This is a genomic window from Ruegeria sp. AL12 (assembly GCF_056540885.1).
This window is the reverse complement of sequence record NZ_JBQFXN010000010.1, coordinates 1-12,481: the sequence shown is the minus strand read 5'-3', so window position 1 is coordinate 12,481 and position 12,481 is coordinate 1. Positions and strand designations below refer to the sequence as shown.

General features: G+C 54.3%; 12 protein-coding genes and 1 tRNA gene. 4 read left to right on the top strand and 9 right to left on the bottom strand.

Translation table 11 applies throughout. The features are described 5' to 3' along the window. Positions 1–71 precede the first annotated feature (71 nt). From ACR0C6_RS18340 to ACR0C6_RS18320, 5 genes are all read right to left on the bottom strand, one after another. A complete protein-coding gene (locus tag ACR0C6_RS18340) occupies positions 72–1,247 on the bottom strand; it encodes a S41 family peptidase (RefSeq protein ID WP_480620592.1) in 1,176 nt (391 codons plus the stop codon). 126 nt (positions 1,248–1,373) lie between these two features. Further along, entirely contained in the window at positions 1,374–1,739 is a 366-nt protein-coding gene (gene rplT / locus ACR0C6_RS18335) for a 50S ribosomal protein L20 (protein ID WP_152457001.1), read from the bottom strand. A 14-nt stretch (positions 1,740–1,753) separates the two neighbouring features. After that, complete coding sequence (gene rpmI / locus ACR0C6_RS18330; RefSeq protein ID WP_010443552.1) at positions 1,754–1,954, bottom strand: 50S ribosomal protein L35; 201 nt, start codon at positions 1,952–1,954, stop codon at positions 1,754–1,756. Between the two features lie 183 nt (positions 1,955–2,137). Beyond that, positions 2,138–3,688, bottom strand: coding sequence for an alanine/glycine:cation symporter family protein (locus ACR0C6_RS18325; RefSeq protein ID WP_171229184.1), 1,551 nt, complete (start codon positions 3,686–3,688; stop codon positions 2,138–2,140). A gap of 13 nt (positions 3,689–3,701) precedes the next feature. Then, entirely contained in the window at positions 3,702–4,139 is a 438-nt protein-coding gene (locus ACR0C6_RS18320; protein ID WP_171229185.1) for a universal stress protein, read from the bottom strand. Positions 4,140–4,337: 198 nt separating this feature from the next. On the opposite strand from ACR0C6_RS18320, the gene ACR0C6_RS18315 reads away from it, so the two are divergent. Next, entirely contained in the window at positions 4,338–4,799 is a 462-nt protein-coding gene (locus ACR0C6_RS18315; protein ID WP_480620590.1) for an Lrp/AsnC ligand binding domain-containing protein, read from the top strand. A gap of 12 nt (positions 4,800–4,811) precedes the next feature. Here the strand turns inward: ACR0C6_RS18315 and pyk are convergent, their stop codons facing one another. Further along, positions 4,812–6,257, bottom strand: coding sequence for a pyruvate kinase (gene pyk, locus ACR0C6_RS18310; protein ID WP_480620588.1), 1,446 nt, complete (start codon positions 6,255–6,257; stop codon positions 4,812–4,814). Between the two features lie 142 nt (positions 6,258–6,399). On the opposite strand from pyk, the gene ACR0C6_RS18305 reads away from it, so the two are divergent. From ACR0C6_RS18305 to ACR0C6_RS18295, 3 genes are all read left to right on the top strand, one after another. Then, positions 6,400–7,137: an N-formylglutamate amidohydrolase gene (locus tag ACR0C6_RS18305; protein ID WP_480447420.1), complete on the top strand. Its 738-nt coding sequence runs from the start codon at positions 6,400–6,402 to the stop codon at positions 7,135–7,137. Positions 7,138–7,224: 87 nt separating this feature from the next. Continuing rightward, positions 7,225–7,464 (top strand): DUF6868 family protein, encoded by a 240-nt coding sequence (locus ACR0C6_RS18300; RefSeq protein ID WP_152456995.1) that lies wholly within the window; start codon positions 7,225–7,227, stop codon positions 7,462–7,464. An 87-nt stretch (positions 7,465–7,551) separates the two neighbouring features. Continuing rightward, entirely contained in the window at positions 7,552–7,866 is a 315-nt protein-coding gene (locus ACR0C6_RS18295) for a DUF1244 domain-containing protein (RefSeq protein WP_152456994.1), read from the top strand. Between the two features lie 127 nt (positions 7,867–7,993). On the opposite strand, the gene ACR0C6_RS18290 is transcribed toward ACR0C6_RS18295, so the two are convergent. The 3 genes from ACR0C6_RS18290 to ACR0C6_RS18280 all read right to left on the bottom strand — a co-directional run bounded on the left by ACR0C6_RS18290 (position 7,994) and on the right by ACR0C6_RS18280 (position 12,370). After that, a complete protein-coding gene (locus ACR0C6_RS18290; protein ID WP_480447419.1) occupies positions 7,994–8,593 on the bottom strand; it encodes a carboxymuconolactone decarboxylase family protein in 600 nt (199 codons plus the stop codon). 368 nt (positions 8,594–8,961) lie between these two features. Then, positions 8,962–11,610 (bottom strand): AsmA family protein, encoded by a 2,649-nt coding sequence (locus tag ACR0C6_RS18285; protein ID WP_480620586.1) that lies wholly within the window; start codon positions 11,608–11,610, stop codon positions 8,962–8,964. A gap of 683 nt (positions 11,611–12,293) precedes the next feature. Beyond that, positions 12,294–12,370: transfer RNA gene (locus tag ACR0C6_RS18280), tRNA-Met, on the bottom strand. Positions 12,371–12,481 lie beyond the last annotated feature (111 nt).

Genomic DNA, 12,481 nt, shown 5'->3' with positions numbered 1-12,481 from the left:
AAAAGCCGGCGCTGAATGCGCCGGTTTTTTTGCGTTCGCGTGGCATCTACGCGGGCTTTCCTGCCATTCGTCTAATTTCTCAGACTTCTGAGAATTCGTTGATAGAACGCGCCGTGTGCATCTTCAGCGGTAGGTTCGTTGATCAATTCCCAATCCAAATCCAGTGTTCCAGCCGGAACTAGTTGCCGCGCGATCTCGGCTGGTGTGGTTTCATCGCTGGTTCCGTTCTCCCAATCATGAAAAGCCGATGAGTATCGAACGACCGCCCCGCTGGTTGGCAAATCGAGCGAACCTCCCTCGGCAAAAAACGTCAACCCGTCACCCATTTCTTCCCCTATGAGCTTGAGCCTAGGTCCCAATCGATGTTTGAGGATGGCGACAAAAACTATCGCAGCCGAAAACGTGAATTTATCGACAAGCACAACAACCTGCCTGCTTGCGTTTTCACAGATGGCGTCGATCAAGGGCATCGTTTTGAGAAAGTCGCCACCGGTGTTTCCACGAATGTCAATCAAGAGTTTTTTTTCCAAGCAAACGCTTACTTGTTCTGCTGCACCTGAGATGGCTTTCGGCAGCGCACCTTCTCCTGAATCGAGAAAACTGGGCAACAGTATCGAAAGCCCAAGTCCCCGCCAGCCCTTAGTCTCCACAAGTCTCTCGGGTGTCCAAGCCGGATCGGCCCGGCCATGCTCATTTCTCGGGTAGAGCGTTGATGCAGGAACCGTATGACCGTTTTCCACTTTGAATCCGGATATCTGACCGTTCTCGTCTTGCACGCGATACTCGGTCGTTTCGTCTTTTGAGGAAAAACCGAGACGAGCCAAAGCATAGGGCCACACGAGTATAATCGATCCGATTACCCGTTTCCTTTGGCGCGTTCCTGCCAGAAATGTTTCTGAGGCGGCTTCGATTTGACTTAACGGTGTGCCGTTGACTGCAACCAGCTTTCCTCTGGGCGCCGTTGTTTCTGGTGCCGTACCAACTAACTGGATGGCAGTTCCGATGCTCACGAATCTCAGCGGGAGCACCGAGATGGCATCATTCGGAATCAGCCGTGTGTGCCCGTTGTCGGGAAGTGCCAGTAGGCGCATTGTTGAAAACAGAAAGGCCTCTTTTAGACCTTCTGAAGCGTATCTTCGGGCATCACTAATGCAACTGTCTATCGCCGTCTGTTCGATCCGCCGAAAGCTGGGATCGCGTGGCAAGGCAGTTTCTAAAACTTGCTCAAAGTCTTGTACCAGCGACATAGTTTAAGGTGCGCACGACTGCTGGACGATGTCCAGAGTGTGCTTAACACCGACGTCCAATCTATGGAAAGCAAAAAAGCCGCCCCAAATGGGACGGCCTTTCTTTCACTGTCTCTCGAAAGAGGATCAGGCGGTCAGAGCTGCCTGAGCTTTGGCGACGATCGCGCCGAACGCTTCCGGTTCGTGCACGGCCAGGTCGGCCAGAACTTTGCGGTCCACTTCAATGCCGGCCAGGTTCAAGCCGTTGATGAAGCGGGAATATGTCAGGGCCTCGTCATGCGAACGCACAGCAGCGTTGATCCGCTGGATCCACAGGGCGCGGAAGTTGCGCTTGCGGTTCTTGCGGTCGCGGGTTGCATACTGGTTGGCCTTGTCGACGGCCTGACGGGCAACCTTGAAGGTGCTCTTGCGGCGGCCATAGTAACCTTTGGCGGCCTTGATGACCTTCTTGTGACGGGCGTGAGTTACGGTTCCACCTTTAACGCGGGACATCTCTTAATCTCCTCTTAGCGGTCGTAGGGCATGTAGCCCTTGACGATCTTGGCGTCGGGGGCGGACAGGGTGGTGTTGCCACGGGCGTCGCGGATGAATTTCTTGGTCCGCTTGATCATGCCGTGCCGTTTGCCGGCCTGGCCAGCAAGGACCTTACCGGTCGCAGTCACCTTGAAGCGCTTTTTGGCGCTCGACTTGGTCTTCATCTTAGGCATTTCCGTCTCCTTTTTCGGGTTCGGTTCCAGACGCGACTCGGCATGCCATCTCGGCCGGTCACGCGATCAGAAGCGCCGTTTACGCAAGTTCGGTCATACTGGCAAGAGGGTTTGGATCAGAATCTGCGCTTTTTGCCGGCTGATCGGGCACTGGGGCGACATAGGCCGCCCCAGTGATTGGGTTTAGTGTTCGAATTTCCGGATTTCACCGGTTTTCAGGCGCTCGGAATACGAGGCCAGCTCCTGACGCACCACTTTCATCAGGAAGTAGAGCGCAAAGACGTTGACCACCGCCATCGCAAAGATCGCCGCATCCGAGAAGTCGATGACCGGGCCAAGGTTGGCTGCGGCACCGATGACGACGAAGATGCAGAAGATGATCTTGAACACCAGCTCTTTGGTGTGGCCCTCACCGAACAGGTAGGTCCAGGCCTTGAGGCCATAGTAGGACCAGCTGATCATGGTCGAGAAGGCAAACAGGATCACCGCAACCGCCAGGATATACGGGAAGAAACTGAACGCGCTGCCGAAGGCGGCAGAGGTCAGGCTGACACCCGAGTTGCCGTCAACAGTGGCAATCGCCGTGCCGGCCTCATTCAGCATGTAGTTTCCGGTTTCCGGATCGATGATCAATTGCTGGGTGATGATGATGACCAGAGCGGTCATTGTGCAGATCACCACGGTGTCGATGAACGGTTCCAGCAAGGAAACGAAGCCTTCCGTGATCGGTTCCTTGGTCCGAACAGCCGAGTGCGCAATCGCTGCCGAGCCAACACCCGCTTCGTTCGAAAACGCCGCACGTTTGAAGCCTTGGATCAGCGCCCCGACCATGCCGCCTGCAACACCCAGGCCGGTGAAGGCGCCGGCGAAGATCTGACCAAAGGCCCAGCCGATCATATCCGCATTCATCAAGATGATGACCAAAGCGGTCAGAACATAGAGAATGCCCATGAATGGCACCACCTTCTCGGTCACCCGTGCGATAGACTTCAGGCCGCCGACGATGACCATGAAAACAACCGCTGCGAAGACCAGCCCGGTAATCCAGCCCGGATAGTCACCTACGATTCCCGCGATCTGCTGATGCGCCTGATTGGCCTGGAACATGTTGCCCCCACCCAGCGCGCCAAGGATACAGAAGATCGAGAACAAAACCGCCAGGATCTTGCCACCCGGCAAGCCCAGTTCGTTGAACCCTTTGGACATATAGTACATCGGGCCACCCGAAACGGTGCCGTCTTCGTACTCGTTGCGGTACTTCACGCCCAGCGTACATTCGGTGAATTTCGACGCCATCCCCAGAAGACCCGCCAGGATCATCCAGAAGGTTGCGCCCGGTCCGCCGATGCCGACGGCAACAGCAACACCCGCGATATTCCCCAGACCGACCGTACCGGAAAGCGCCGTGGCCAGAGCCTGAAAATGGCTGACCTCGCCCGCATCATTGGGGTCGGAATAGTCACCTTTGACAAGACTGATTGCGTGGCCAAAAAACCGCATCTGCACAAAAGCAAAATACAGCGTGAAGACCGTCGCAGCGATCACCAGCCACATCACGATCCATGGGAAACTGGTCCCGGGGAATGGCGCGAAGATGAAGCTGACGAATGGACCGGTCAGATCAGCGAAAGTCTGGTTGATTTTTTCATCAAGCCCCGGAGCTTCTTGCGCAAAGGCAGGGCTGGCAACAATAGCGGCTGCCATTGAGGCGCCGAGTTGTTTAAGCATTCTCATTTTGTCCCTCCCTTCAGTTCACAACCGTGACCGGAACATCGGCATGCATCACAAGGTTCTGGGTCGAGCTGCCGAAGATACGTTTCTTGATCCCGTCCGCCGAAGACCGGCCGACAACGATCTGCGAGCCGCCCATTTCCATTGTAATGGCGTTCAAGGTCTCGGCCACGTCGCCGTGGCGAACAACACCCTGCGCTTCAAAACCAGCCTCTCTGAGGGCCTCAACGGCAGGTGTCACGATCCGCGACGTTGCCAGATCAACCTCTTCTTCCCGTCGCTTGTGACGCTGCGCGTTTTCTTCCGGTGTCTGAAAGGTGTAAGGGGACCATTCAATCACATAAGCGACCACCAGTTCACACGACCCGATCAACTTTGCCAAATCCTTGGCAAAGGCAATCACGCGCTCACCGGTCTCTGTCCCGTCGAGTCCTATGACAATCTTTGTTGTCATGTCGTTCCTCCATTATTTTTCATTTGGCCGAGGCCCGTGCCCCCGGCAGGGCAGCCGGAACTTGGAACTTTCAATAAGACCGCCCTTTGGTAAGTATCAGGAATTTTCACTAGGAATTGGGGATTTTTTTGGACTATATTCAGTGGAAATTGTCGTTTTACACTAAAATAACAGGAAGTTTTACTGATTAGTAGAGAATTGGACAATATCGATCAACGCATCCTGAACGAGCTTGAGGCCAATGGCCGGCTCTCAATAGTTGAGCTTGCGGCGCGCGTAAACCTTACGAATACGCCGTGTTCCGAACGTGTGAAACGGCTGGAAAAGAACGGCTATATCAAGGGCTACAGCGCCATCGTCGACAAAGAGAGAATGGGGCTGGCCCTTCTGACCGTCGTACAGGTTTCGTTGACCGCAACGGCCGAGCAATCCCTAGAAAAATTCAACGAGGCCGTACGCGATGTGCCGGAAATCGAAAGTTGCCTGATGGTGGCAGGGTCGTTCGATTATCTTCTGACTGTCCGCACCCGCGATATCGCGCATTTCCGGATGATACTGGGTGAGAAAATCAACAAGCTGCCCGGGATTCACCAAACCAGCTCTTTCACGGTCATGGAGGCCGTGAAAGAGCCGGTTGGCCAACGGGTGTCCGGACCTTGATACCCGTTCCGGTTATTCGGGATCCGTGCTGTAGATCAGTCGCTCGTCACAGGGCGCCACGCGCAGAATGTTGGTGGTACCCGGTACGTTGAACGGCACTCCGGCGGTGACAACGATCTGGTCGGTTTCACTTGCAAAGCCCCCTGCCCTTGCGGCGCGCGCTGCGTTTACAACCGCGCTTTTGAACCGTTCAAGCTCGGGCGTCATGACGCAGTTGCATCCCCAACTCAGGCAGAGTCTGCGCGCCGTTCCCATCAGCGACGTCATCGCGATAATCGGAACGCCGGGACGTTCGCGCGCGGTCAATGCGGCTGTCGTGCCACTTTGCGTAAAGCAGCAGATCGCCTTGATATCGGTTTTCTCGGCTATTTCACGCGCGGCGGCAACAATCCCGTCCGCAACGGTGGTTCCCTTGGCGGTACGCGACGCCGCGATGATCTGCGTATATGTCGGGTCGGCTTCGACTTCGATGGCAACCTTGTTCATCGTCTGCACCGCTTCGATCGGATAGGCACCGGCTGCCGATTCCGCGCTGAGCATGATGGCGTCGGTACCTTCGTAGATCGCCGTCGCAACATCCGACACTTCGGCACGGGTCGGCATCGGGCTTTCGATCATGCTTTCCAGCATCTGTGTGGCGACGATGACGGGCTTGGCTGCCCCGCGGCATTTACGGACCAGTCGTTTCTGGATCGGAGGCACGGCAGAAACAGGCAGTTCCACGCCCAGGTCGCCGCGTGCCACCATGATCCCGTCCGACGCATCAAGGATGTCGTCAAACGCCTCAACTGCGGCAGGTTTTTCAATCTTGGACAGGATCGCCGCGCGACCATCCGCAAGCGCACGAGCCTCGAAAACGTCCTTGGCGCGCTGCACGAAGCTCAGCGCCAACCAGTCCACACCCAGTTGGCAGACAAATTCCAGATCCTCTCGGTCCTTGGCCGACAAAGCCGCCAGCGGCAGTACCACATCAGGAACGTTGACGCCCTTGCGGTTCGAGATCGTGCCACCCACCTCGACCGTACAATTTGCAAAAGCCTGCCCGCAGTCCTGAACGATCAGTCGGATCTTGCCGTCATTCACCAGCAGGCGGGCGCCCGGCTCAAGCGCCGCGAAAATCTCGGGATGCGGCAGGCAGACCCGGTTGATGTCGCCCGCAGCAGGGTCGAGGTCGAGACGGAAGGACGCACCTTCTTCCAGCTCCTCTGCCTCATTGGCAAAGACACCAACGCGCAGCTTGGGTCCCTGAAGGTCGGCCAGAATGGCAATCGGGCTGTCCAGATCCTTTTCCACCTGCCGAATGATCTTGTGCCGTTCGCGGATCTCATCATGGCTGCCATGGCTCATGTTCAGACGAAAGACATCCGCGCCAGCCTCGTGCAGGGCACTAATCGTGTCATAGTCATTTGACGCTGGCCCCAGCGTCGCCACGATTTTCACATTTCTCAGGCGTCGCATTGGCATAGACCTCCTTACGTCATCTCAAGTTTGCAGATCAGCTTCCGCAAAATGTTACCGCAAACATCATCTCGATGCTTATTGCGCAATTCCCTTTTCAAAGCAACTGCCCTACACCAGCGGCAAACAAGATGACAGGCTGATGACATACACTCCATTTTTCGTCCACGGTGCGGATCGCCCGTCTCGCTGGCTGATTACATGCGACCATGCAACCAATACTGTTCCCCCTGACGTAAATGGCGGCGATCTCGGTCTGCCGCGCGAGGATATGGAACGCCACATCGCCTATGATGTCGGCGCGTATGAGGTGTCGAAACACTTGGGTGAGATCCTGAACGCGCCGGTGATTGCCGCCAACTTCTCGCGGTTGGTCATCGACCCGAACCGGGGTGAAGACGATCCCACGCTGTTGATGAAGCTCTATGACGGGTCAATCATCCCCGGAAATCGCCACGCAGATGAAGACGAGCGCGAACGTCGCCTGAATATGTGCTACCGCCCCTACCACGAGGCACTGGCACAAATGGCGGCCCTGCCCCATGCTGTGATCGTTTCGATGCATTCCTTCACCCGCCAACTGCGCGGTCGTGAGCCGCGCCCATGGCACATTGGCGTGCTGCACACCTCGGACGAGCGGTTCTCTGGCCCGCTGATCGAAAGGCTTCAGGCCGAGGATGATCTGTGCGTTGGCGTCAACGAGCCGTATACCGGAGTTCTGCCAGGGGATGCGATTGACAAACACTGTACCGCGTTTGGACGCCCCAACGCACTGATCGAGCTGCGCAACGACTTGATCGCAGACCATGCGGGGCAAAGGGAATGGGCCGAGCGATTGGCGGTGATCCTGCAAGATGCATTGGAAGCCAGCGACCTTTGACCGCAAGTCCTGCGCGTACTTTACCCTGCGTCACGCTGTTGTTAGCACGGCCTTCATGTCCCATATCAACTGGGAAAGGGGGTCATCATGACACAAGAGTTTTTGACGACGTTTTTTGGTTGGATGGCCGTGCTCAATATCGCGGTGCTTCTGTTTACCACCCTGATGGTTCTGCTTTTGCAGGATTGGATTGCCGACATTCACGGCAGGATGTTTCGGATGGAACGCCCGGATGTGAAACGCGCCTATTTCAGGTATCTTGCGAACTACAAAATCCTGACGCTGGTTTTCTGCATCGTGCCTTGGCTAGCATTGAAATTGATGTGAAAAGGCGCTTCGGCACGTCCGTTTCTTGTAACGGGTCCACTGGATTGTTAGGTCAGAAGCAACTCATTCGCCATCCGGAGCCAGATCATGGACAAGCAAACCGAAATTGAACTTCAGGCTGCTGCATTTCGCCGGTTGCAAAAGCACCTGATGGAAGACCGCACGGACGTTCAGAACATCGACATGATGAACCTCGCCGGGTTTTGTCGCAACTGCCTGTCGCGCTGGTATCAGGAAGCGGCAAACGAAAAGGGAATCGAACTGGGCAAGGATGAAGCCCGCGAGATTTTCTACGGCATGACGATGGATGAATGGAAATCGAAATATCAAACCGAGGCCAGCCCCGAGAAACAGGCCGCCTTCAAGGTTGCGTTCGAAGAAAACGTCGGCACGAAAGACTGACAACGCAGAGCTCAAAAAGGCCCGCCGATCCGGCGGGCCTGTTGATTTGGATTACCGTTTCAAGCTGTTGTGCCACGCCCGCCATACGCTTTTGCGAGGCCCCTGGCCCAGACCGACAGATCAGAAGTCATGCGAAAAGCCCGTTTGCCTTGCCAAAATCAAGGTAGCACCATTTGCTACGCAGGTTGTCGAGCACGTCATCATCGACGGATTTTGTATCTGAATGATACTCGGTAATTCCGGTGCCCTCCAACACACGATTCATCAAGTTGAACAAACCACAAACTTGTATAGCGTCAAACAGCGCATTCTCGGACCAACCGGCATCGTAGACTGCTTTTGCATCGGCTTCAGTCATGCGGGAGGGGCTGGTTGTTAGTTTTCCGGAATAAGCCAGAATGGGTTTTAGACTGTCGTCGATATCCGCGCTTTCAAGATCATCCATCAAGTCCTCGATGGTGCTGACATCAATGCCGAAAGCCTTGGCATGCACGGTGTGCGCGCCATGAAAAAAAGCGCAGGCGTTCAATCCGGAGACATAGGCTGCAATGATCTCTCGTTCCGCGATGCTGAGTTCACTGTCGCCCCGCATGACACGATTTTGGTACTCTGCCAGAGGTCCAAGTTTCTCCGGGAAAGCGCGATAGACGTGGCCCAGATTCGCGTCTTCGGGCATGGACGGAAACAGGTTTTTCATTTCAACCTCGCGAAAATCAGTATCTTGCATCCTAGCTGGGCTCCGGGCTTTCGCAAACAAGCAACCTTTTGCATGTCGCAAGGCGGCATGGGGTAGTTGGTGTTATCCCCGAGTATTGCAGTCAATTGCCGCGTTGCACGGTGTCAGAGTGCGCAAACTGTTGGCTAGCTTTAGGCATGCATGGAGTGCCTGGACCTGTTTTGGAAGCTGTGGAAGCCTGTGACTGATGATCCAGCCATTGCCGCAAACACGGGGGTTCCGGGTGACCACAAGACATTGAACATCTAGCGTGGTTTGGCCTTCAATCAACGCTCCTTGCCCAAAACAGACATCTTTAGCAGTCACATTACGATCCTTCACGAACTCTGGGTTCGGGCAGGTACCGAGCCGCTCGCCCACTATTGGAGCTGCAAAATATCCGGAACACAGAGTTTTCTTTTGGCCGGCATTTTATCCGCACCATCAGATCGTTTCAGCCTTTTCGGCCCATCCTTGACCTTGACGTTCGGCTTGGACAATGGACCCCTCAAAGTCACTGGCCAGGGGCTTTTTGAAAGGGGTTCGCCAATCTTTCGGGGTTGCAGGTTCAAATCCAGAGATTTTCCCGCCACATTAACATCGCCAAAGACAACAACCTGGACATGATCTGTTTCCAGGGTGGTTTGTTTTGTCGAAAAATTTCCATTTGAAATATTGATCGGCGCGCGCAAGCATACGATTGGCGCAACCTTTTGTTTTTCTTTTGTAAATACCCAAGGCAAGACCCCAAGGCCCGCCAGATCCAGAAGCTGCGTTTCGATCGAGCCGTCCCGCATTGAAACTGTGGCGCTGCCATTCATGGTGTTGGCAAAGTGTTTTGGTGAATCAGTTCCGCCGGTCACCGAAAAATCAGCATAGATCGTACCGCTGGCGCCCTTTTTGAAGTTCAGATTGTGGAGGATGTCATCCAGCTGCCAGCCGCCCGCCTTGCCGGTCAAAGTAAGCAGATGCGCGTCATTCGACAGATCCATTTGCCCGCTGACGTCGAAATGGGCGCCTCCGTATTCAAACTTCAACGGCCCGGCCTTAAGCTCTTCTTCGTTGAGAGTCAGATCACTCTGCAAACTGCTTATGCCTCTGGCGCCTTCGATATGCCGAAGATCAATATCAACATCCATATCCATACCGGACAAGAGAATTGAACGGCCGATAGGTTCAAGCGTCACATCTCTCAGCGGACCGGTAGCACTGTCTTCTTGATCGGCATCTTCCTCGTCTGCCTCTGAACCGCCTAACTTCCTCAACTGTGCGACGGCCTGAATGATGGTACGGATCTGATCTACCTTGATCAGCTCACTTTCAATAGTACCCCGCAATACAGGGGCACTTGTTGCATCATCAAGATCGGCCACGATTTGCAGGACAGAGTCGGCTACCTCGACAGCAGCATTTGCGTTCCAATCAGTGCCCTGGCTGACAAGCCCGATTTCAAACCGCGCAGGACCGGTTTCGACACGTTCAAGTGACAGCGCCTCCAACAGATCCGCCCCGGATGGGACATCGACATCAATTGCAAGATCCAGATCCTCGAATTTGAGCACGTTCTTGACCTTGCCATGCACCTCGAGATTCCAGACTTCCGTTTCGCTTGTCTGGCCATCCAGATTCGTTAGAGACAGCTGATTGATGCCGCCGTTCAAATGAAAGTTGCCGGAAAACCTGCCAAGCTGGTCGTCCGGCCCCAACAACTCTGGAGAGATCAGACTGCTTGCCGGAATATCCATCAGACCTTCAGCTGATATGCCTTGCAACCTCAGCGCATCATCGACCGATCCGTTCAAAATGACAAACGGATCAGCGGGGTTCCCAATTCTCAGGTTGATGCTTCCAACACGCAAGGCGCCTTCGGGTGTTCTGGATAGCTCGGAAAACTTGATTGGAGGCGGGCCTTCGCCCGAGGTGTCCAATGTGAACCCGTTGGTTTTGATAACCATTTGTCGCTGAGGAACCTGCCCAGGAACACTGTCCATTACCATATCAACCGCAACAAGTTTAAGATCATATCGTGATGCGGCGGAGGCTGGTTCAGCATTTTCCGGGTACAACCGAATACGTGTTGTCAGCGATACATCTTCGGGGTTTCCCAATTCCCCGATTTGCCCGTTCAGCGAGAGGCTTTGACCACCATCCAACTCCGCCAGCACGGCCAGATCATCGATCCGGGAAGTGCCGTTGGCCGTTTGGAACGTGGCGCCAATACGCCCAGAGCCTTCCAATACTCGATCAAGTTTCAGGATGCCGAGAAGCTGACCAAGTTCCACAATCTCTATCGTCGTCCTCACCTCAAGCCCGGCTTCCGTAGGGACTTCTTCGGCAAGAATAGAGACTTGTTCAAAAACCGCTGTTATCCGAAACGGGTCTTCCGCTGGAAACGTTCCGCTGAGCTCAAACCTCTCGCCGTTCAGCGAACCTTCCCCAGCCGCAGAGGCCGTGTTGGTTTGATCGTCACGCTTCAAAAGCAGTTCAGGAAGCTGCAGATTCAGTTCAAGCCCATTCAATTCATTCTGATAAAAAATGGTGATGTCGGTCAGGTCAACTGTGCGGTCCGACAGAATTCCGGCGACCGGTAGCGTCGGAGGTTTTGCGGTTTGCGAAGCTGCTGCATTCGGTTGAGAAACAGAGCGCCAATTTCCAACGCCATCCTTGTCAGTGATCAGGTTCAGGTGAAGACCCGAGACAGAGAGGCCACTTAGAGAAAGCTTATTGTTCCAGAGGTCACGCGCGGAAACCTCGAATTCAAGTTTGTCGATTGCCGCCAGCTTCGCATCTGCTTCCGGCGCCCCGGGTAGTACCAACCCCGCCGCTGATATCTGCAACTGCCGACCCAGACCGAGACGCACTTCATCTTCTATTCTGACATCCTGACCAAGTTTCTTACTGATCAGGCTCTCAACAAAAGTGGCCCTGACAGAAGAAAACAACGCGGAGGACAGGAATAGCCAGGCCGCAAAGACAGAAACAAGCGCAACAGCGCAACAAATGAAAACACCTTTGGCAACGTATCTCACGCTTCTCTCCCAAGGTTCCAAGTCATCTTGAGCATCCTCATCAGACTGGTCCAAGTTGATTGTTAGTGCATCATCGGCCTGTAATCCATTGAGATGATGGATTTAGGTGCACTAAAGCGATAACCACATTGGCTGAGTGAGCAGTTTTTTGTTGCGATGTCTTCTCGATAGTTCAATCGGTGTTCATGCGGCGAGCGGGTCGTAAATGACTTCGCCGTTTGAGCGGGTCACATTTAAAAGAAGCGAAGAGTTGTCATCCTCAGCAATATCGTCGGAAGCGCCGATCTATCCGCAGTGTCGACATGCTTGTTGTCGGCTCCAAACCAAAAAGCCAATGGAAATCGGTACGCGAGCGTCTTTAACGTTAATATCACTCAGTATGGTGTTAAATCATGGATTAAGAGCATTTATCCAAATCTAATAGATAAGATTTGGCCCTTAGGAATCGTTTTATGCGTCTTTTGTGTCTGTGAGTTTCGTTTTGCGAGGCTGTCGCGGAGAAGCCATTGATCCATTGGATCAGTTGGATTGATTTTGGTTTGAGGGTTTGTTTTGGGAATTGCGACGCAGGTTACGGGAGTAGGATTTGAACCTCTGACCTTCAGGTTATGAGCCTGACGAGGTTTGATCGTTAAGCAAACAGTCCAGTTGACTGTTTGTAGATCGAACGGGCTGCTGGAAGTTGGTTGCGGGGAGAGGATTTGAACCTCTGACCTTCAGGTTATGAGCCTGACGAGCTACCGGACTGCTCCACCCCGCGCCAGTGTCAGTTATTGTGTCATCGTGTTAGAGAGATGTGGGCTTTTACTAGGTTTGGCGGTGACCTACTCTCCCGGGGCTTAAGCCCAAGTACCATTGGCGCGGCAGTGCT